Raw genomic sequence first — 20906 nt, forward strand, 5'->3', positions numbered from 1 at the left:
CCGTCACGGTGGAACAGCCGACAGTGGCCGAAGGAGGTACTGACAGCCCCCGCCACCGTGCCCCGGTTCGACCTACCGTCGGACGCATGGACGACATCACGCTCAACAACGGTCTCACGCTCCCCCCGATCGGCTTCGGCGTCTTCCAGAGCTCCCCCGAGGACACCGTCGACGCGGTGCGCACGGCACTCGAGGTCGGCTACCGCCACATCGACACCGCCGCCGCGTACGGCAACGAACGCCAGGTCGGCGAGGCGATCCGCGCGTCCGACGTCGACCGCGACGACATCGTCGTGGAGACCAAGGTCTTCCCCACCGACTACGGCTACGACGAGACACTCCATGCGTTCGAGAAGGCCACCGGCAAGCTCGGGATCGACACGATCGACGTGCTGATCCTGCACCAGCCCGCACCGGACCGGTTCGAGAAGACCGTGCAGGCCTACAAGGCGCTCGAGACGCTGTACGCGGACGGCAAGGTCCGAGCGATCGGCGTCAGCAACTTCATGCCGCACCACCTCCGATCCCTGCTCGAGCAGACCGACGTCATCCCGGCGCTCAACCAGATCGAGCTGCACCCCTACTTCACGCAGCCGGACGTGCAGCGCGCGGATGCGGAGCACGGGATCCTCGACCAGGCCTGGTCGCCGATCGGCGGCATCACGTTCTACCCCGGCTGGGGCAGCGACGAGCGGGTCAGTGTCATGGAGGACGCGACGATCCGGCAGATCGCCGAGGCGCACGGCAGGACACCGGCGCAGGTCATGCTCCGCTGGCACGTCCAGCAGGGCAGGAACGCGATCCCGAAGTCGACGAACCCGGGACGGATCGCGGAGAACTTCGACGTCTTCGACTTCACGCTGTCCGACGACGAGCTCGGCCGTCTCGACGGCCTCGACACCGGCCGCCGGAGCGGCCCGGACCCCGACGGGGACTCCTCGCGCTTCGACGCGCGGACCATCCCGGAGGCCTGAGACACGACCCAGGACGGACGGGAGGCTCGGTGCCAGCTGGCACCGAGCCTCCCGTCCGTCCTCGTCGCGGCGGCCAGCCGGCCTCAGGGCCGGATCAGACCGGCGTCGACTTCAGCAGCCGGGTCACCGCGATCATCGCGCCGCCCACGACCGCGGGGATCCCGCCGCCGGGGTGCACCGACGCGCCGACGCGCCACAGCCACGGCCTCCAGGGGTCGTTGTAGGAGGGGCGGTGGAACGGCCCGCTCAGCCACGGCGGACGCGCCGCCCCGTAGAGCGCGCCGTGTGGTTCGCCGCCACCGGCGTAGTACTGCGGATCGAGCACCACCTGCTCGTCGAGGAGGTCGGTGAGGGGCTCGTCGAGTCCCATCGCGGACGACACGCGGTCGACCTCGCGGCGCACGAAGGGGTGCTCGGCCGTGTAGTGACCGCCGTCGGCCGGCGCGGTGAGCAGGATGCCGACGGTGCCACGCGGGTTCGGGTACACCGCTCCGGCGCGGTACTGGTTCACGAACACCATGGTGTCCGCCGGCTCGTCGCCCGCCTCGAGGCTGCGGTGCAGTGCTGCCGGCTTCGTCGGCAGCACCACGCTGTGCGTCGCGAGCTCCGCCGGCAACGCCTCCCGGAGCACGCCGTACACCGCGATGGCCGAGCAGGAGAGGGTGCGGGGACGCAGGCGCGGCAGCGACGGCATCCGCGACGGACCCATCAGCGTGGCGAGCCGGTCGGCGTCCAGGGCACTGACGACGAGGTCAGCGGGATGGCGGCCTCCATCGGTGGTGACCCACCCGCGCTCGACGCGGGTGACGGCCTCGCCGGTGCGGACCTCGACCCCGGCGGCCTCGGCCAGCCGGCCCAGCGCCAGCACGATCTCGTACACGCCACCATGCGGCACCCACGCGCCGGTCTCCGCCATGATCGCCGGCATGCTCGCGTAGAGGGCCGGGGTGCGCGAGGGCGAGACGCCCGCGTTGAGGGTGTGGATCGCGATGACCTCGCGGAGCCCGTCCGGCAGCCATGGCAGGCTGTCGAGGTAGGCGCGCGTGGTGAGGCGCGAGCCGTAGACGGCCAGCAGCCTGCGGAGCGCCGGCAGGGCGGCCCGGTCGAGGGGGTCGGCGAGCAGCAGCTCGGTCACGTCGTCGGCGAGGGGCGCGTGCAGGTCGGAGAACCGACGCCAGGCGGGGTACCAGGGGTGGTCGGGTGCCACCGGCAGCGAGGTCTGCTCGCCGTCGTGGTAGTACCGGCCCACCTCGGGCATCCGCACCAGCTCGAGGTGACCGTCGTCGCGGGCGCGATCGGAGGCGCGCCCACCGTCCCCGAGTCGCCGCAGCAGCTCGTCCCACACCGCCGGGAACGTCACGAGCGACGGCCCGGTGTCGATGCGGTCCGTTCCCAGGTGGATGCGACGGCTCTTGCCGCCGAGTTCGGTGGAGGCCTCGAACAGGGTGACGCGGTGGCCTGCGTGCGCGAGCAGCGCGGCGGCGGTGAGACCGCCGATCCCGCCACCGACCACGACGACGCGGCTCACGACGAGCCCCCGAGCACGATCGAGACCATGAGGAGCACCCCGGCGAACGACCCGGCGATGTAGGGGAAGGCGACCGACAGACGGTAGAGGCGGTGACCGGTGGCCGGCGTCGGGTCGCGGAGCAGGCGCACCACGAGGATGCCGGCGATGAGCAGGTTGACGGCGGCCACGGGGACGCTCACCACGGCGAACAACGCCGTGGAGACGAGCCACCACGATCCGCTCCACAGGGCCGTCCCGCGCGCACCGAGCCGCACCGCGGTGGTCTCGATGCCCGCGTCGCGGTCCTCCACGATGTCCTGGACGGCATCGAAGGCGTGCTTGGCCACACTCCAGGCCATCAGCCCGAGGGCGGCGGGCCAGACCGGCGTGACCGCGAGGGCAGCAGGCAGGATGACCAGCGGCAGCGCGTAGGCCGCGTTGCTCAGGGAGTCGAGGAAGGGCCGCGCCTTGAAGCGCAGCGGCGGTGCGGAGTAGAAGACGAAGACGCCCGCGTAGAGGAGGATCGCAGCGTTCGCGAGCGGCGGCAGCGTGAGGGCGAAGACGACGAGGAACGGGAGGTTGACGATCGCGACGGCGATCGCGATGAACCGCACCTCGGACTGCCGGATCCTGGCGCCCTCGATCGAGCCCTTGCGGGGATTGGCCGCGTCCGTGTCCTGGTCGTAGATGTCGTTGACGCCGTAGATGAGCAGGTTGAACGGCAGGGTGAGCCACAGGATGACCGGGAGGGCCCGCAGGTCGAACAGTGCACCGGTGAGCCACACGGCGACCAGACCGGAACCGATGGTGTTGATCCACAACACCGGGCGCGAGATCAGCACGAGGCGACGCACGGCCAGCCCGATCCCCGACGGCGCGATGCGCGCAGTTCGCTCACTGCCATCGGTCACGAGGTCGACCGTACGCCGCCTGCGTGGACACCGGCCCCACGGCTCACGGCTCACGGCTCACGGCCCACGGCCCAGACTGGGCGGATGCGCATGATGCTGCTGACAGCCGGCACCCGGGGTGACGTGGAGCCGTTCCTGGCCCTGGCACGACACGCTGCCTCCCGGGGTCATGAGGTACGGCTGGCTCTGCCCGACGACGCGGACGCGCCCGACGGGGTGGACACCGTGGCGCTCGGTCTGGACGCAGGGCGGGTGCTCTCCCCTGCCGGTCGCACTCCTTGGTCGCTCGCACACCACGTCCGCGCTGAGGTGCGGCCCGCGATGCGGCGGATGCTCGCCGCCGCGGTCCGGGAGACCGTTGCTTTCGCCCCCGACGTGGTGGTGCACCACCCGCTGATCCTCACTGCGCCGATGGTGGCGGACTCGCTGGGTGTGCCGCGCGTGCTCGTGGAGTTCGCGCCGGTGGCCACCCCGAGCGATCGCTTCCCTGCCGCCGGTGGTCCCACGGCCACCCGCGATCTCGGTGCGTACAACCGGCTCACCTACGCCGTTCCGCGCACCGCCGCACGCCTCTTCGACGCCGCCCTGGCACGCGCCGCCGCCGAGCTGCCGAGCGGTCGTCGTCCCGCCGGGCGGCGGCCGTCGCGCGCGACGCTCATGGCCGTGAGCCCCGCGTTGCTGCCGCGTCCGGACGACTGGCCGGAGCGAGTGCACCAGACAGGTGCCTGGTACGGGGAGGCGCCGGCCGCGGCGTCCGACCCCGTCGTCGGCGCCTTCGTCGGCGGCGGCCCCTTCGTCGTCGCCTCGTTCGGCTCCATGGCGACCGGTGATGCGTCGGCCCGCAGTGACACCATCGTGACGGCGGCCCGCGCCCATGGCCTCCGGGTGCTGCTCGTCACCGGGTCGGGCGGGCTCGCGCTGCCGGCGGGACGCCATGACCCCGATGTGCTGGCGGTGCGATCGGTGCCCTTCGATGCGGTGTTGCCGCTCGCAACGCTCGCCGTGCACCACGGAGGCGCCGGCACCGCTCACGCCGTCGCCTGGGCTGGCGTGCCCGCCGTCGTCGTTCCCGTCACCGCCGACCAGCCGTTCTGGGCCGCCCAGCTGCACCGACAGGGGGTGGCCGCTGCCCCGATCCCGCTCCGCCGGTTGTCGGCCGGCACCCTCGTCCCCGCCATGACCGACGCCCTGTCCCGTCGTGAGCGAGCGGCCGAGGTGGGCCGGGCCATGCGACGGGAGCACGGGGTCCACCGGGCGCTCGACGTGATCGAGTCCCTCTGATCCGTGTGTCCAGCCACCGGACAGGTGTTCGCTGATCGGGCCGTGACGGATCCGGTTCGCAGATCCCGCGTCTCGCGAACCAGATCCGTCACGGCCGCATCGGAACGTGGTGTCTGCTGCGCGCTGGCCAGCGTCGTGGCGTCCGCTCGTGACCGTGGTGGGCCCTGCCGGGATCGAACCGACGACATCCACGGTGTAAACGTGGCGCTCTACCAGCTGAGCTAAAGGCCCTTCCCCCTCATCCTACGGGCGACCCCCAGGTCAGACGTCCCGCGGCGCCGTCCACGACACGTCGAGGTCCCAGTCCTCCACCGCAGAGGCCCCGAGCTGCCACACGTACTCGTTCTTGAGCTTGCGACCGTCGTCGCGGAACGGCCCCGTCCGGTACGGGTAGAACGCCACGGTGGGCAGCGTCCCCGCCGGCGCCGTCCGGACCGCGTTGGAGAAGTCCCGGTTGAGCGCGCGGAGCTCGGCGACGACGGCCCCGCGGGCGGCGGCAGCGTCGAAGCCCTCGACCGACGCGGCCCCTGCTGCCAGCTGGAACGCGATGTGCAGCTGCCGGTCGCCGGCGGCGTCCTCGTGGCTGATCAGCCGGTGGTTCTCCACGGCCTCGAGCAGGGCGGGGTCGCCGTAGACCACGTCACGGACGACGTCGGGCGCGACGACCGCGCCGTTGTAGTCCACGGACAGGTCGCTCCGGCCGTAGTGGAACAGCAGGGGCAGGTCGAGCTCGGCGAGCTCGAGCAGGTCGGCGTGCCCGGTCGCGCGGAGCACGGGGCGCAGGTCCCGCATCCGGACGACGTGCCCGCGGTCGTGGATGTTGTAGCGGATGCGGGGGCTGATGTTCTCGGACCGGGCGATCGTGACGACGAGTTCGCCGAGGTCGTTCGTCTCGATGAGGTACCCGAACGGGTTGAACTGGAACACCATCGGGAGCACGCCGTACTCCCCCTGCTTCGTCAGCGCCTGCGACAGTGCGGGGTCGGCGGCGATCGCCCGACGGAGCGCCACCGAGAACGCCGTCTCGATGCCGAGGTTGATCTCCAGGTCGCTCGCCCCGTAGGACCCGAGCACGGTGTGCGCGTACTGCTCGATGTGCGCCCGCATGTTCTCGCTGATGCCCTCGCCGCCGAACGCGCACACGATCGTGTACTCCGACCAGTCGAGTCGGTCGTCCTCGAACAGCGCCTTGAGGAACGGCGGGTAGCTGAGGATCACGTAGGTGAAGTCCGTGCCGAACTCACGCATCGTCTGTACGACCTTGTCGCGGTCCGGCCCGATCGACTTGATCATCGTCGACTCCGTCAGCGACGCCGTCACGTTCATCCCCGTCGCCCAGGCACCGAGCGAGAACGCGTTCAGCACGAACGGCTGCTTCGGCAGCTCCTTCGAGGTCCGCGCGAACCCGAGCTGCAGCAGCTGCCGCGTGGCCTGCCGCTCGTCGGGACCGCGCACCCAGCTGGTCGGCGTGCCCGAGGACCCGGAGGACTCGTCCACGACGACCCCGCGCCGCGGCAGGCGACCGTCGACGCAGCGCTCCGGGATGCTCCACCGCTTGACGTAGGAGTCCTTGTCCATCTCGGGCAGGGTGCTGAAGGCCGCGGCGATCCCGCCGCTGGTGTCCAGCCGGGAGGCTCGGCCCGACTCCGCCAGGTACGCCCGGTACGCGGGCACCCGCCTGGCCGCCTGCTCCGCCGTCCGCCACGCACGCCACCGGCCGAGCGTCCAGCGCAGCGGCTCGATGCCGGGCGCCAGCAGCAGCCGGTGCGTCTGCACCCGCGGCATGAAGAGCGCCACGAACGCCTCGATGAGCCACACCACGGAGAACACCGCCGCGCGCTTCACGACGCGCTCCCGATGGTCATCGCCGCTGCCGGGCGTCGGTGTGCCACGGGTGGCGGTGCGCTGCGGCCGAACCGGAACAGCATCCACGCCATCCGGCCGTCGGACTCGTCGACGCCGGCACGGTCGACGAACGCGGCGTGCGAGCGGGGGTTCGTGATCACCGTGCCGAACGGGTGCAGCGCCACACCGCGGCGGCTCATGTCGAGCCAGATCCGCATGAACACCCGACCGGCCTCGACGTGGTCCGCCGCGGTCTCGAACGGTCCCTCGAGCCACCCGAGCTGCCGGACGCCGCGCATCGTCGCCAGGTACACCCGGCGGAACACGGCACCGAGGACGGGCACGTCCCACAGCCCGCGGTGCTCCATCGCGACCCGCAGCACCGGCCCGGGCATGAGCATCGTCTCCGCGGAGAGCCCGTCCCCGGTCGTCGCGGCCTGGCGCTTCGAGAACCGCAGCCAGTGCAGGATCTCGTCGTGCACGGCGTCGTTCCGCAGGTCGTCGAACAGCGTCTCCTGGTTCACGCGCACGACCTCGTCGACGACCGCCCGGTCGTCGGTGCTCCGGAAGCGGTGCCCGGACGCCGCCGCGATCTCCTCGGCCGCAGCCACCACGTCCTGGCCGACCAGGGTGTGGTCGTAGGGCCTGCGCGACGTGCGCCGCGCGAGGAAGCCGGCCAGGGCCTCCCGGTCGTCGTCGGTGACCACGTGCGGGACGAGCGCGACGCTGCCCAGCCGGTGCAGGTGGTCTCCGGGGTCCCGCGTCAGCCGGTCGAAGTCCATCGGGCCGTGGTCGAGCGTCTCGGTGACGGTGAACCCGTGCGCGCGGGCGACCACCGCCAGGCCGACCAGGAACACCCCGGCGCAGACGTGCCCGAACGGGATCCCGAACGACTCCGCCGGCAGCCCCCGCCGCAGGTCGTAGAACACGGACGCGGTGCGGTCGTCCTCGACGCCCACCACGATCGGTTGCGAGTTGTGCGGCGACGGGTAGTGTCGCGCGTCCTCGATGATGTCGGTCCACGGTGATGCCATCGGTTCCCCCTCGGTGGTCTCGTGTCCAGATCCTACGGACCCGCTCCGACGCCCATGCCGCCGCTGGCATGCATCCGTCGGACGGCACCGGCCACGCGCCCGTATGCTCCGACCATGACCGCCATCCGCACCGGCTGCGACCTCGCCGCCGTGCAGGACGTCCTCGACGGCATCCAGGCGCACGGCGAGCGGTACCTCGCCCGGGTCTTCACCCTCCGCGAGCGCGCCGACACCGGCGACGACCCGGAACGGCTCGCCGCGCGGTTCGCCGGCAAGGAGGCCGTGGTGAAGCTCCTCCGCCCGGCCCGCACGGAGTCCGTCCCCCTGCACGACGTCGCGATCGTCTCGGACGAGCACGGCGCACCCCGGGTGGAGCTCTCCGGGGCCGCCCAGGCGCTCGCCGCAGCAGCCGGGATCACGAGCGTCGACGTGTCCCTGTCCCACGAACGGGGGCTGGCGCTGGCGACCGCCGTGGCCCTCGCGGAGCGCTGAGCCCGGGGCACGACGACCATTGCTGTGCATCCGTACAGCATCGTGCCGCTCGGTGCGGTTTCCCGCACCCGCACGGCGGCTTTCCGGGCCGCTCCCCTCGTTACCGTTGCTGGCATGCACCAGGACACGAACACCGCAGCGACGCCCGTCGCGCTCGCTGACCCGTCGGTCGAGCAGGCCGTCCGACGCGCGCTCGCCGACCACGGCCGACTGACCGTCGACGCGATGGACGTCGCCCCGATCGCCGACCTGTACGCGCTCGGCCTGACGTCACACGCCACGGTGAACGTGATGCTCGCGGTCGAGAACGACCTCGACGCCGAGTTCCCGGACAGTGTCCTGAACCGTGCGACCTTCGCCTCGGTGGAGTCGATCGTCGCCGCGGCAGCACTGGCGACGTCCCAGTGACGACGGTCCAGCCGGAAGCCCCGGGCCGAGTCCTAGGCACGTCGCCGGACCGCTTCGCCGAGCGCACCGCCGCCGTGGCCGCGGTCGCCGCGCAGTTCGCCGACGAGGTCGACCGCGACGCACGACCGCCGCGCGAGGCGATCGCCGTGCTGCGCGAGTACGGCCTGCTCGCCGCGGCGGTGCCGCTCGAGCACGGTGGCGAAGGCGCCACCGTCACCGAGCTGTCCGTCATCGCGACCGAGCTCGGTCGTGCCTGCGCCGCCACCGGCATGGTGTTCGCGATGCACCAGGGACAGGCCATGGCGCTCTGGCGACACGGCGGCGACGGTGCCGGCGTGCTGGCGATGATCGAGGCCGTGCGGGGCGGTGCCCTCGTGGCGTCGTCGACGACCGAGAAGGGCGTGGGCGGCGACGCCCGCCGGTCGACGTGTGCGATCGAACCGTCCGAGGACGGCCGGATCCGCCTGCGCAAGGACGCGCCGGTGATCTCCTACGCCACCGAGGCCGACGCCGTCTTCGTCACCGCACGCCGCGACGTGGACGCCCCCGCGTCGGACCAGCGCCTGCTGATCTGCCGGACCGACGCGATCGTGCTGTCACAGACGTCGACGTGGGACACGATGGGCCTGCGCGGCACCTGCAGCAACGGGTGGATCCTCGACGCGGAGACCACCGCCGACGCCGTGTTCCGCGACGACTACGCGACGATCTCCGCGCAGACCGTGCTCCCCGTCTCGCACGTGCTCTGGGCGTCGGTGTGGGTCGGCATCGCGGCCTCCGCCGCCGAGCGCGCCCGCGCCGCCGTCCGGAAGCAGGCGCGCGCCAGCGTCGGGACGACCCCGCCGGGGGCGCTCCGCCTGGCCGAGCTGCTGGTCGACCTGCAGCTGCTGGCCGACGCCGTCCGGCACGCGGCCGAGCGGTTCGACGCCGTGGCCGACGACCCCGAGACGCTCGAGTCGAGCGCGTCGGCCCTCGCCGCCAACGCGCTGAAGATCGGCGCCTCCGAGCGGGTCACCGACATCGTGACCGCGGCGCTGCGCATCGTCGGGATCGCCGGGTACGCCGCAACGGGTCCGATGAGCATCTCCCGACACCTCCGAGACGCCCACGGTGCCGCCGTCATGGTGAGCAACGACCGTCTCCTCGCCAACGACGCCGGACTGGCGCTCATGACCGGAGCCATCCTGTGACCGTCACCGACACCACTGCCGCGCCCACCGCCCTCGACCGGGCCCGGGCGACGCTGCGCGCGAAGCTCCTCGAGGACCGCGTGCTCATCGACCTCGGCTCCCCCGGGCTCTACGGCCGCACGGGCGTCTTCGAGCACGTGTACGCCGCCGTCGACACCGCAGCCGTCCGCTCCATGGCCGACCTGGAGTCCTCGGTGCTCCGGTTCCCGCCCGTCGAGCCCCTGGCCGCGTTCGAGCGCACCGACTACATCGCGTCGTTCCCCGACCTGGCCGCGTCGATCTCCGCCTTCACCGGTGACGACCGCGCACACCGCGCGCTGCTGGCGGCCCGCGAGCGTGGGGAGCGCTGGGAGTCCTTCCTCGAGCCCGCCGACCTGATGCTCGCCCCGGCGGTCTGCCACCCCGTCTACGGGCTCGTCACGGGGACCATCCCGCAGCAGGGACTCTGGTTCGACATCGTCGGGGACTCCTTCCGCCGTGAACCGTCGCTCGACCCGATGCGCCTGCAGGCCTTCCACATGCACGAGTTCGTGCACATCGGCACGCCCGACTCCGCGAAGGCGCACCGCGACGGCCGGATCCCGGCGATGCGGTCGCTGCTCGAGGGCTTCGGGCTCGAGATCGACGTCGTGCCGGCGAACGACCCGTTCTTCGGCCGGGTCGGCAAGATCCTCGCCCGCAACCAGGTCGAGGCCTCGCTGAAGTACGAGTTCGTCACTCCCGTCTACGGCGACGCCGGCGAGCCCACCGCGATCAGCTCCGCGAACCTGCACGAGGACCACTTCGGATCCTCGTTCGCGATCAGCACCGCCGACGGCGAGACCGCCCACAGCGCCTGCCTGGCCTTCGGGCTCGAGCGCATCACCATCGCCCTCTTCGCCGCGCACGGCACCGACCCGGCGTCCTGGCCGGCCGACGTCCGACGCGCACTGGCCCTGTGACGACCCACCACGGCTGGTCGGGGTCCCCCGCCGTCCGCGCGTCCGTGCAGTCGCCGCCGTCGGCGCGCGCGGGCGTCGTCATCTGCCCGCCGCTCGGGCAGGAGGGCGTGATCGCGTACCGCACGCTCCGCCTGCTGGCCGACCGCCTGGAGGCTCGTGGCGTGGCCTCGGTGCGCTACGACCCGTCAGGACGTGGCGACTCCACCGCCGACACCGACCCCGACGCACAGGTCCGGTCAGCCGTCCGCGCCGCTGCCCTGCTCCGCGCGACGGGCGTCGAGCGGATCGCCTTCGTCGGGCTGGCGTCCGCGGCCCTCGTCGCGGCCGCCGCCGCGACCGAGGACGACGCGCTGGTGCTCTGGGACGCCCCGGAGTCGGGCCGCGCCTGGCTCCGCCGGCAGCGCGCGCTCGCGACGATCACGGTCGGCGGCGACCGGGTCGTCGACGGCCTCGAGAGCCTGGTCGGCATCGACGTCACGGAGGACGAGGCCCTGGCCCTGTCCGCGCTGCGGTTCACGCCGCGCACCGGAGCGACGCTCGCGCTCGTGCGCCCGGGCGGCCGCGCACCCAAGGCCCTCGGCGGTGTGGCCACCGCCGAGGCCACCGGCAGCGCCGAGCTGCTCGACGGCACGAGCATCCACGCCCGCATCCCCGGCGACGCGCTCGACACGGTCGTCGCGTGGGTCGACGCCTGGGCACCGACGACGACCGTCACCGTGGCCGCCCCGGCCCTGGAGCCCCTGGTCGACGTGGACCACCGGGTCTCGGAGCGGGTCGTGCTGCTCGGCCCGGAGCGGCTGTTCGCCATCGAGAGCGTGACGTCGCGGCAGTCCCCCGACGCACCCGTGGTCGTGCTGCACAACGGCGCTGCCGAGCACCGGGTCGGCGCCTCGGACTACCAGGTGACGCTGGCCCGGCGGCTCGCACGCGACGGGGCCCGGGTCGTGCGCGTGGACCGCCGCGGCACCGGCGAGAGCTCGGTCGTGCGCGCCGACGAGCGCGACTACCTGTTCGCGCAGGAGTGGGTCGACGACCAGTCGGCCATCGTCACGGCGCTCGCTGCCCCCACGGAGCAGCTCGTCGTCGTCGGGATGTGCGCCGGCGCCTGGGTCGCCGGACGCGCCCACGAGGAGACGCCGCGCCTGGTCGTGGAGATCAGCCCGAACGACTACCGTCGCCGACCCGCGCTCCCCGGCGCCTACAGCGACGCCGTCCGTGCGATCGACGCCCCGTCCCGGCGCCGGCAGTGGGTCCGTGATCGGTACAACCTCGTGGTGCCGGCGTGGCTCCGCGACCGGATCGCCCGGCGGGACCGGTCCGGTGGCGTGCTCGGCCACGTGAAGCCGCTCGTGACGCGGGGCACCGACGTCGTGGTCATCGCGGCGGACGGCGACGCGGAGCTCTTCGACCGGCTCGGCGGACAGCGCGCCCTGCGGCGGTACCCCGTCGGCGGGCGCGGCGGCGCCGTCGAGCTCGTGCACGTGGCCGACGGCGACCACTCGCTGTTCTCCCCGAGGATGCGCGCGACCGTGATCGACGAGGTCCGTTCCCGCGTCCGCCAGGTCTCCACGGTCCACGCCTGAGCGACCGGGTGTAGGCAGGACCCGTGCGACGAGCGGCAGCAGCAGTGGTGGGCGTGGCCGTCGTGGTGCTGGTCGCCGGGTGCGCGGCACCACAGGGCGCTCCCCCCTGGCCGCGGCCGACCGACCTGGCAGCGCGGGCGCAGGACGCCGGCCTGCGCGACGTCTGGGGACAGCGGCTCGCGGAGCACGTCCACACGCACGTCACGATCACCGACGGGGACGAGCCCGTGGTGATCCCGGGGGACATCGGGCACTCGGCCGCCGAGCACTTCGCCGCCGAGGTCCACACGCACGACACGTCCGGCATCGTGCACGTCGAGTCGCCCGAACGCCGGACGTTCACCCTCGGGCAGTTCTTCGACGAGTGGGGCGTCTCCCTCGGTCCGGCGCACGTCGGCGGGCTCCACGGGGACCTGACCGTCTGGGTCGACGGCCACCGGTCCTACGGCAACCCGCGTTCGATCCCGCTGCGCGACCTGGAGCAGGTCGACCTGGTCGTCACGACGATCGGCGAGGTGCCCCGACGACCGGCTGCGTTCGACTGGCCGCCCCAGTACCACTGAGCGCGCAGGCGTCCGCGGCGCGCAGTGCCGCCACGACCGCCTCCGGGTGCTCCACGTGGGCGAAATGACCGCAGTCCTCGAGCAGCACCGTACGGACCCGCGGCAGGACGCCGACCAGCCGCGCCAGGTCCGACACCCGGGCGAACACGTCGTCCCGACCGGCGATCGCCGTGACGGGCACCGTGATCCCGCGCCACCGGTCGGTGTCGTAGGCGGCACCGGCACGGGCGGCCGCCAGGAAGCCCTCGGGTCGGAGCTCCTCGACGAAGGCGTCGAGGACGCTGCGGTCGAGCCAGCCGACGTGCGTGAACACGGGGGCAGCGAGCAGCCGGAGCAGCCCGACCGCCGCCAGCGCACGGAGCAGCGGGACCGCAGCGCCCCGGGTCACGGCGAGACCGGCACGGAGCAGGGTGAACGCCGGCAGCGCCACGAGGCCGAAGAGCGGGTGCCTGGCAGCGTGCGCCGTGGCGAAGGTGGTGCCGGACACGAGCGCGACCGAGCGGATCCGCTCCGGCATGGCGACGGCGCAGTGCATCGCGACGAAGGCCCCCATCGAGTGGCCGACCACGTCGACGGCGTCCAGCCCGAGGGCGTCGAGCACCTCGCCGAGCACACGCACCGCGTCGTCCGTGGACAGCGGGACCGCCGGCGCCGGTGAGGAGCCCCAGCCGGGCAGGTCGACGAGCACGAGCCCGCGGTCCTCGAAGCCGTCCGCGGCGCGGAGCAGCGGGGTCCACGTCGTCCAGGAGCCCGCGACGCCGTGGAGCAGCAGCAGGGGTCGCTCGCCGAGCCGCGCGTGCACGACGACGTCGCCGACGGCGGTCGGCACGACCATCCGGGTCAGCGACCACGGGACCGGGTCGGACGTCACCGGGAACGGGGCGTAGGGGTCGGACGCGACCATCTCGGGTGCGTCACCCGTGTCGATGATGTCCACCGTGCCTCCAGTCCGGCGCGTCTGCGCCCACGTGGAGGATTCGGAGCCGACCCGCCGGCGGTTGCCTAGCCGACGGCGACCGGGGTGGTGCAGGCCGCCAGACGGTCGAGCGCCGCGCGGTACTCGGTCACGTCGCGGGCGATGCCGGGCTCCGAGATGATCGAGGCGCGGATCCGGCCCTGCACGTCGATCACGAACGTGGCCCGGTTCGCGAAGCCCTTGTGCTCGAGGAAGACGCCGTACTCCTTCGACACCGCGCCGTGCGGCCAGAAGTCGGCGAGCAGGTCGAAGTCGTAGCCGTTCTGGTCGGCGAACGAGCGCAGCGTGGCCTTCGAGTCGACCGAGATGCCGATGAGCTCGATGCGGTTGTCCTGGAACATCGCGATGTTGTCGCGGAGTTCGCAGAGCTCGCTGGTGCACGTCGAGGAGAACGCGAGCGGGAAGAAGACGAGTGCGACCGGGCGGGAACCGCGGTGGTCGCTGAGTCGGACGTGCTCACCGAACTGGTTCGGGAGCTCGAAGTCCGGCGCGAGCGAGCCGACATCCAGTGCCATCAGGCGTGTGCTTCTTCCTCGGGCTGCGGGTGTGCCCGTCGATCCACGCCTGCGCAGGGTCTGCGGCAGGCACGATCGGCAATCGTACGCCGACGACACGTGAACGCAAGGTCCTGTCCACCCAGGCTGTCTGTCTGCCGTGGGGCCTAAGGTGGACGAGGCTCCCGCCGCCGGTCGCGACCCGATCGATCGGTGGGCCGACCATGTCCCCACCACGAGAACGAACGAGGTCAACGGTGACGGTGAACGACCAGGACCCGCGCAGCACCACTGCAGGAACCGACCAGGACCCGGAGGAGACCGCCGAGTGGCGCGAGTCCCTCGACGGGCTCGTCGCGACCCACGGGCACCAGCGGGCTCGCGAGATCATGCAGAGCCTGCTGAAGCGCTCGAACGAGCTGCACCTCGGCGTGCCGATGGTCCCGACGACCGACTACGTGAACACCATCGCTCCCGAGGACGAGCCCGAGTTCCCCGGTGACGAGGAGCTCGAGCGCCGGTACCGCCGGTGGATCCGCTGGAACGCGGCCGTCACGGTGCACCGCGCCCAGCGCCCGGGCGTCGGCGTTGGCGGACACATCTCGACCTACGCGTCGAGCGCGGCCATGTACGAGGTCGGCTACAACCACTTCTTCCGTGCCCAGGACCACGCCTCCGGTGGCGACCAGGTCTTCTTCCAGGGCCACGCCTCCCCCGGCATGTACGCCCGCGCGTACCTCGAGGGCCGGCTCGGCGAGGACCAGCTCGACGGCTTCCGGCAGGAGAAGTCCCACGCCGCCGGCGGGCTGTCGTCGTACCCGCACCCGCGCCTCATGCCGCACTTCTGGCAGTTCCCGACCGTGTCGATGGGCATCGGCCCGATCAACGCGATCTACCAGGCGCAGCAGGCCAAGTACCTGACCAACCGCGGCATCAAGGACGCCTCCGACCAGCAGGTCTGGGCGTTCCTCGGTGACGGCGAGATGGACGAGGTCGAGTCCCGCGGCCAGTTGCAGGTCGCGGCCAACGACGGCCTCGACAACCTCAACTTCGTCATCAACTGCAACCTGCAGCGCCTCGACGGACCGGTCCGCGGCAACGGCAAGATCATCCAGGAGCTCGAGGCCTTCTTCCGCGGTGCCGGCTGGAACGTCATCAAGGTCGTCTGGGGCCGCGAGTGGGACGACCTGCTCGCCCGCGACACCGAGGGCGCCCTGCTCAACCTGATGAACCAGACGCCGGACGGCGACTACCAGACGTACAAGGCCGAGAACGGCGCCTACGTCCGCGAGAACTTCTTCGGGCGCGACCCGAAGGCGCTCGAGCTGGTCAAGGACTACACCGACGACCAGATCTGGAACCTCAAGCGCGGTGGCCACGACTACCGCAAGGTGTACGCGGCGTTCAAGGCGGCGGCGGAGCACAAGGGCCAGCCGACGGTCATCCTGGCGAAGACGGTCAAGGGCTACGGCCTCGGCCCGAGCTTCGAGGGCCGCAACGCGACCCACCAGATGAAGAAGCTGACGCTCGACAACCTCAAGCAGTTCCGCGACGAGATGCGCATCCCGATCTCCGACGCGCAGCTCGAGGAGAACCCCTACACGCCGCCGTACTACCACCCGGGCAACGACGACGAGGCGATCCAGTACATGCACGAGCGCCGCGCTGCGCTCGGTGGGTACGTCCCGGAGCGCCGGACGAAGTACACGTCCATCACGCTGCCGGACGACGCCAAGTACCAGGTCGTCAAGAAGGGCTCCGGCAAGCAGGAGATCGCCACCACGATGGCCTTCGCCCGACTGCTCAAGGACCTGCTCCGCTCCCCGGACTTCGGCAACCGCGTGGTGCCGATCATCCCGGACGAAGCCCGCACCTTCGGCATGGACGCCTACTTCCCGACGGCGAAGATCTACAACCCGAACGGCCAGCACTACACGTCGGTCGACCGCGAACTGCTCCTGGCGTACAAGGAGAGCCCGCAGGGCCAGATCATCCACGTCGGCATCAACGAGGCCGGCGCCCTCGCCGCCTTCACCGCCGTCGGCACCTCGTACTCGACGCAGGGCGAACCGCTCATCCCGGTCTACGTCTTCTACTCGATGTTCGGGTTCCAGCGCACCGGCGACGCCATCTGGGCCGCCGGGGACCAGATGACCCGCGGGTTCATGATCGGCGCCACCGCCGGTCGCACCACGCTGACCGGTGAGGGCCTGCAGCACGCCGACGGCCACTCGCCGCTCCTCGCCGCGTCGAACCCCGCGGTCGTGTCCTACGACCCCGCGTACGGCTACGAGATCGGGCACATCGTGCAGGCCGGTCTCGACCGGATGTACGGCACGAACGAGGACGGCTCGCCGAAGCACGACGACCCCAACGTCATGTACTACCTGACGGTCTACAACGAGCCGATCCAGCAGCCGGCCGAGCCCGAGGGCGTCGACGTCGAGGGCATCACCAAGGGCATGTACCTGCTCAAGGGCAGCGAGCACGACGGGCCCAAGGCGCAGCTCCTGGCGTCCGGTGTCGCCGTGCCGTGGATCCTCGAGGCCCAGCAGCTCCTCGCCGACGACTGGGGCGTCTCGGCCGACGTCTGGAGCGTCACGAGCTGGGGTGAGCTGTACCGCGACGGTGTCGCGGCCGAGCAGCACGCGTTCCTCAACCCGAACGAGCAGCCCCGCACGCCGTACGTCACCGAGCGCCTGCTCGGCACCGAGGGGCCCGTCGTCGCCGTCAGCGACTTCATGCACCTCGTGCAGGAGCAGATCCGCCCGTTCGTGCCGACGGACTACGCCACGCTCGGCGCCGACGGGTTCGGGTTCTCCGACACCCGTCCGGCCGCACGCCGCTTCTTCCACATCGACGGCCCCTCGGTCGTCGTGCGGACGCTGCAGCAGCTCGCCCGCCAGGGCAAGGTCGACGCGGCACTCGTCCAGCAGGCCATCGACAAGTACCGCCTGCACGACGTGACCGCTGGCACCACGGGCAGCGCCGGCGGCGAGAGCTGATCACCCGGTGACGACTGTCCGCACCGATGCCGCGAGCCGGGAGAACGACCGCGAACGCGCGCTCTCCTGGCTCCGGCAGGTGTCGGGCGAGCTCTCCACCGCCACGATCAAGCGGCTCGAGGACACGCTCCCCTGGTACAGCGAGATGCCGCCGGGGCGCCGGTCCGCGGTCGGGATGGTGGCCCAGGCGGGCATCACCTCGTTCATCTCCTGGCTCGAGGGCTCTGCCTCCACGCCGTGGATCGCGGCGGCGGACGTCTTCGGCTCCGCACCCCGGGAGCTCCTGCGCTCGGTGAGCCTGCAGCAGACCCTGCAGCTCATCCGTGTCGTCGTGACCGTGGTCGAGGAGCGCGCCAAGGACGACGAGATGCTCCAAGAGGCCATCTTGAAGTACTCGCGGGACATCGCCTTCGCGGCGGCCGACGTCTACGCCCGTGCGGCCGAGGCCCGCGGGCTGTGGGACGCCCGGCTCGAAGCCCTCGTGGTCGACTCGATCCTCTCCGGCGAGTACGACGACGAACTCCCGTCGCGCATCGCCGCCCTCGGGTGGCACGGCCACGGGGAGGTCGCGGTGCTCGTCGGCACTGCCCCCAAGCAGCTCGAGGTCGACCAGGTCCGTCGGACCGCTCGGCACATGGACGCCGACGTGCTCATCGGTGTGCAGGGCTCCCGGCTCGTGGTCGTCATCGGCCGGTCCACGCCGCGGGACGACGTCCCCGAGGGCGAGGAACCCGTGTCGTTCACCGCCATCGCGCAGTCGCTCGAACCGCTGTTCGGCGAGGGCCACCTGGTCCTCGGCAACGAGGTCTCCGGGGTCGTCGACGCCTCCACGTCCGCCAAGGCCGCCCTCGCCGGGTTCGCCGTGGCCCGTGCCTGGCGGGGTGCACCGCGCCCGGCCCTGGCTGACGACCTGCTCCCCGAACGCGCACTCGCCGGTGACCCGCTCGCCCGGTCGGCCCTCGTCCAACGCATCTACGTGCCGCTGAAGGACCAGTCCACCGAACTGCTGCAGACGCTGTGGTGCTACCTCGACACCGGGCGTTCACTCGAGGCCACCGCGCGGGAGCTCTTCGTGCACCCGAACACCGTGCGCTACCGCCTGCGCCGCGTGGCGGACATCATCGGCTGGGACGCCACCCACGCCCGCGACGCCCTCATCGTGCAGTCGGCGCTCATCCTCGGGGCGATGTCGGAGTCGACCGCCGGTCGTCGCCGCGTCGGCCGACGGTAGAGGTCCCACAATGTCTCGACCCGATTCGTGTCGGGAGTCCACACGGGCGCGGCTCTGTCCGAGGGCAAGGATTGTCCGGTGATCGTCGTCGTCGCGCCCGGACAGGGCTCCCAGACCCCCGGATTCCTCGCGCCCTGGCTCGAGGACGCCGCCGTCCGTGACCGCATCGGGGAGTGGTCCGAGGCCATCGGCGTCGACCTCGCGAAGCACGGCACCGAGTCGGACGCCGAGACCATCAAGGACACCGCGCTCGCGCAGCCACTGATCGTCGCCGCCGGGCTCGTCACCGCAGACGCCCTGCTGGCCGACGGACGCCGTGCGCGCGTCGGCGGCATGGCCGGTCACTCGGTCGGCGAGTTCACCGCCGCCGCGGTCGCCGGCATCCTGCAGCCCACCGACGCCGTCGCCCTCGTCGCCGAGCGCGGCCGGGCCATGGCGGACGCCGCGGCCCTCGAACCCACCTCGATGGCGGCCGTCCTCGGCGGCGACCCGGACGAGGTCGCCCAGGCCCTCGAGCTGCACGGCCTCGTGCCGGCGAACCACAACGGCGGCGGCCAGACCGTCGTGGCCGGGGCGGCAGACGCCGTCGCCGCGCTCGTCGCCGCTCCCCCCGCCAAGGCCCGCGTGATCCCGCTCGCCGTCGCCGGTGCGTTCCACACCCGGTACATGGCGGCCGCGGTGGAACGCGTGGCCCCCGTCGCCGCCGCTGCTGCGGTCGCCGACCCCACCCTGCCGATCTGGACCAACGCCGACGGCTCCCGCGTCGACGATGGCCGTCGGTTCGTCGACCTCATGGTCCAGCAGATCGCCAGTCCTGTGCACTGGGACGCCGTCATGACGTCCTTCCAGCAGGCCGGCGTCACCGGGATCATCGAACTCGCACCCGCCGGTGCCCTCGTGGGGCTCGCCAAGCGCGGCCTCCGGGGCACCCCGACCGTCGCGGTCAATTCCCCCGAGGACCTCCCCGCGGCGATCGAGCTCCTCACGACCGAAGAGGTACCCGCATGACCCTCACCCCCGACTCCTCCGACCTCCCCGACGCCGCCGGGCACCCCGACGCCGCCGGGCACCCTGACGCCGCCGCGCGTCCCGACGCCGCCGCGCGCCCCGTGCTCGCGCAGCGCCGTGGTCACGAGTTCAGCCGCATCATGGCGTTCGGCGCCGCCCGCGGCGAGCTCACCGTGCCGAACGAGGACCTGATCGGCCCGATCGACTCGTCCGACGAGTGGATCCGCCAGCGCACCGGCATCGTCACGCGGATGCGCGCCGGAGCCGACGTCGAGGCCGTCGACCTCGCCGAGGCCGCCGCGCTGGAGGCCATCGCCAAGGCCGGTCTCACCCCGGACCAGATCGGCGTCGTGCTCGTCAGCACCGTCACCAACACCGTCGCCACCCCGTCGATGGCCGCGCTGCTCGCCGAGCGCATCGGTGCCACGCCGGCCGCCGCGTACGACATCAGCGCCGCGTGCGCCGGGTACGCCTACGGCATCGCGCAGGCCGACTCGTTCGTGAAGTCCGGGATCGCCGACCACGTGCTGGTCGTCGGCGCGGAGAAGCTCAGCGACATCGTCGACCCCACCGACCGCTCGATCTCGTTCCTGCTCGGGGACGGGGCCGGCGCAGCGGTCGTCGGTCCGAGCGACTTCCCCGGCATCGCCCCCACCATCTGGGGTTCCGACGGCTCGAAGTGGGACGCGATCGGCATGACCGCCACCTTCAACGAGTGGCAGGCCGGGGCCGCGCGGCCGACGATACGGCAGGCCGGTCAGACCGTCTTCCGCTGGGCCGTCTGGGAGATGGTCAAGGTCGCTCGTGAAGCGCTCGAGACCGCCGGCGTCCGTCCGGACCAGCTCGCCGCCTTCGTCCCGCACCAGGCCAACATCCGCATCATCGACGAGTTCGCCAAGCAGCTCGGGATCCCCGACTCGGTGATGATCGGTCGCGACATCACGACCACCGGCAACACCTCAGCGGCGAGCATCCCGCTCGCCACCCACCGCCTGCTCGAGGAGCACCCGGACCTGTCGGGCGGCCTCGCCCTGCAGATCGGGTTCGGCGCCGGCCTCGTCTTCGGGGCGCAGGTCGTCGTCCTCCCGTAGGACATCCGCTTTCCCACAGTCCCGCACGGCTGCGGGCACGGGACCACCCCGTGCCCTAGGCTGATCAACGGTCAAACGACACCCCCCTCAAGGAGACACCATCATGGCCCTGTCCAACGAAGAAGTCCTCGCCGGCCTGGCCGAGCTGATCAACGACGAGACCGGCATCGCCACCGACACGGTGCAGTCGGACAAGTCCTTCACCGACGACCTCGACATCGACTCCATCTCGATGATGACGATCGTCGTGAACGCCGAAGAGAAGTTCGACGTCAAGATCCCCGACGAAGAGGTCAAGAACCTCAAGACCGTCGGTGACGCCGTCGACTTCATCGTCAAGGCCCAGGCCTGACACGAACTTCCCTGAAC

At 72.0% G+C, this 20906-nt stretch carries 19 protein-coding genes and 1 tRNA gene; 13 read left to right on the plus strand and 7 right to left on the minus strand.

Annotated elements, in window-relative coordinates; translation table 11 throughout:
* The first annotated feature begins 86 nt into the window (after positions 1 to 86).
* Positions 87 to 974, plus strand: a complete 888-nt coding sequence (locus ITJ54_RS03810) for an aldo/keto reductase (protein ID WP_194625948.1) — start codon at positions 87 to 89, stop codon at positions 972 to 974.
* Between the two features lie 94 nt (positions 975 to 1068).
* On the opposite strand, the gene ITJ54_RS03815 is transcribed toward ITJ54_RS03810, so the two are convergent.
* Both ITJ54_RS03815 and ITJ54_RS03820 read right to left on the minus strand, forming a co-directional pair.
* Positions 1069 to 2502: a phytoene desaturase family protein gene (locus tag ITJ54_RS03815; protein WP_194625949.1), complete on the minus strand. Its 1434-nt coding sequence runs from the start codon at positions 2500 to 2502 to the stop codon at positions 1069 to 1071.
* Complete coding sequence (locus ITJ54_RS03820; protein WP_194625950.1) at positions 2499 to 3395, minus strand: UbiA family prenyltransferase; 897 nt, start codon at positions 3393 to 3395, stop codon at positions 2499 to 2501. Before ITJ54_RS03820 ends, ITJ54_RS03815 begins: the two co-directional genes overlap by 4 nt.
* Before the next feature lie 90 nt (positions 3396 to 3485).
* On the opposite strand from ITJ54_RS03820, the gene ITJ54_RS03825 reads away from it, so the two are divergent.
* Positions 3486 to 4676: a glycosyltransferase gene (locus ITJ54_RS03825; protein WP_228508176.1), complete on the plus strand. Its 1191-nt coding sequence runs from the start codon at positions 3486 to 3488 to the stop codon at positions 4674 to 4676.
* A gap of 155 nt (positions 4677 to 4831) precedes the next feature.
* On the opposite strand, the gene ITJ54_RS03830 is transcribed toward ITJ54_RS03825, so the two are convergent.
* The 3 genes from ITJ54_RS03830 to ITJ54_RS03840 all read right to left on the minus strand — a co-directional run bounded on the left by ITJ54_RS03830 (position 4832) and on the right by ITJ54_RS03840 (position 7555).
* A tRNA-Val gene (locus ITJ54_RS03830) sits at positions 4832 to 4907 on the minus strand.
* Between the two features lie 30 nt (positions 4908 to 4937).
* Positions 4938 to 6521 carry a CoF synthetase gene (locus tag ITJ54_RS03835; RefSeq protein ID WP_323741583.1) on the minus strand — a complete coding sequence of 528 codons (1584 nt, stop codon included), beginning with the start codon at positions 6519 to 6521 and terminating at the stop codon, positions 4938 to 4940.
* Positions 6518 to 7555: a hypothetical protein gene (locus ITJ54_RS03840; protein WP_194625952.1), complete on the minus strand. Its 1038-nt coding sequence runs from the start codon at positions 7553 to 7555 to the stop codon at positions 6518 to 6520. The genes ITJ54_RS03835 and ITJ54_RS03840 overlap by 4 nt, the downstream gene beginning before the upstream one ends.
* A 114-nt stretch (positions 7556 to 7669) precedes the next feature.
* Between ITJ54_RS03840 and ITJ54_RS03845 the strand changes: the two genes are divergently transcribed.
* The 6 genes from ITJ54_RS03845 to ITJ54_RS03870 all read left to right on the plus strand — a co-directional run bounded on the left by ITJ54_RS03845 (position 7670) and on the right by ITJ54_RS03870 (position 12732).
* Entirely contained in the window at positions 7670 to 8047 is a 378-nt protein-coding gene (locus ITJ54_RS03845; RefSeq protein WP_194625953.1) for a holo-ACP synthase, read from the plus strand.
* A gap of 114 nt (positions 8048 to 8161) precedes the next feature.
* Complete coding sequence (locus ITJ54_RS03850; RefSeq protein ID WP_194625954.1) at positions 8162 to 8455, plus strand: acyl carrier protein; 294 nt, start codon at positions 8162 to 8164, stop codon at positions 8453 to 8455.
* Entirely contained in the window at positions 8452 to 9645 is a 1194-nt protein-coding gene (locus ITJ54_RS18210) for an acyl-CoA dehydrogenase family protein (protein ID WP_194625955.1), read from the plus strand. The genes ITJ54_RS03850 and ITJ54_RS18210 overlap by 4 nt, the downstream gene beginning before the upstream one ends.
* Positions 9642 to 10586, plus strand: a complete 945-nt coding sequence (locus ITJ54_RS03860; RefSeq protein WP_194625956.1) for an amino acid--[acyl-carrier-protein] ligase — start codon at positions 9642 to 9644, stop codon at positions 10584 to 10586. The genes ITJ54_RS18210 and ITJ54_RS03860 overlap by 4 nt, the downstream gene beginning before the upstream one ends.
* The gene (locus tag ITJ54_RS18215; RefSeq protein WP_194625957.1) at positions 10583 to 12169 is read left to right on the plus strand and encodes an alpha/beta hydrolase; all 1587 of its coding nucleotides are present in this window, start codon (positions 10583 to 10585) and stop codon (positions 12167 to 12169) included. The genes ITJ54_RS03860 and ITJ54_RS18215 overlap by 4 nt, the downstream gene beginning before the upstream one ends.
* A gap of 23 nt (positions 12170 to 12192) precedes the next feature.
* Positions 12193 to 12732: a hypothetical protein gene (locus ITJ54_RS03870; RefSeq protein ID WP_194625958.1), complete on the plus strand. Its 540-nt coding sequence runs from the start codon at positions 12193 to 12195 to the stop codon at positions 12730 to 12732.
* Here the strand turns inward: ITJ54_RS03870 and ITJ54_RS03875 are convergent.
* Complete coding sequence (locus tag ITJ54_RS03875; protein WP_194625959.1) at positions 12668 to 13669, minus strand: alpha/beta fold hydrolase; 1002 nt, start codon at positions 13667 to 13669, stop codon at positions 12668 to 12670. The genes ITJ54_RS03870 and ITJ54_RS03875 overlap by 65 nt on opposite strands.
* A gap of 65 nt (positions 13670 to 13734) precedes the next feature.
* Positions 13735 to 14223 (minus strand): peroxiredoxin, encoded by a 489-nt coding sequence (locus tag ITJ54_RS03880; RefSeq protein WP_194625960.1) that lies wholly within the window; start codon positions 14221 to 14223, stop codon positions 13735 to 13737.
* Positions 14224 to 14459: 236 nt separating this feature from the next.
* On the opposite strand from ITJ54_RS03880, the gene aceE reads away from it, so the two are divergent.
* The 5 genes from aceE to ITJ54_RS03905 all read left to right on the plus strand — a co-directional run bounded on the left by aceE (position 14460) and on the right by ITJ54_RS03905 (position 20889).
* Complete coding sequence (gene aceE / locus ITJ54_RS03885) at positions 14460 to 17207, plus strand: pyruvate dehydrogenase (acetyl-transferring), homodimeric type (RefSeq protein WP_194625961.1); 2748 nt, start codon at positions 14460 to 14462, stop codon at positions 17205 to 17207.
* Between the two features lie 7 nt (positions 17208 to 17214).
* Positions 17215 to 18438: a PucR family transcriptional regulator gene (locus ITJ54_RS03890; RefSeq protein ID WP_194625962.1), complete on the plus strand. Its 1224-nt coding sequence runs from the start codon at positions 17215 to 17217 to the stop codon at positions 18436 to 18438.
* Positions 18439 to 18516: 78 nt separating this feature from the next.
* Positions 18517 to 19446: an ACP S-malonyltransferase gene (locus tag ITJ54_RS03895; protein WP_194625963.1), complete on the plus strand. Its 930-nt coding sequence runs from the start codon at positions 18517 to 18519 to the stop codon at positions 19444 to 19446.
* Positions 19447 to 19586: 140 nt separating this feature from the next.
* Positions 19587 to 20537, plus strand: a complete 951-nt coding sequence (locus ITJ54_RS03900; RefSeq protein ID WP_194626222.1) for a beta-ketoacyl-ACP synthase III — start codon at positions 19587 to 19589, stop codon at positions 20535 to 20537.
* A 103-nt stretch (positions 20538 to 20640) separates the two neighbouring features.
* A complete protein-coding gene (locus tag ITJ54_RS03905) occupies positions 20641 to 20889 on the plus strand; it encodes an acyl carrier protein (protein ID WP_071275967.1) in 249 nt (82 codons plus the stop codon).
* The last annotated feature ends 17 nt before the right edge of the window (positions 20890 to 20906 follow it).

Source organism: Curtobacterium sp. VKM Ac-2865 (assembly GCF_015350905.1).
In the GTDB taxonomy this organism is placed as follows: Bacteria; Actinomycetota; Actinomycetes; order Actinomycetales; family Microbacteriaceae; genus Curtobacterium.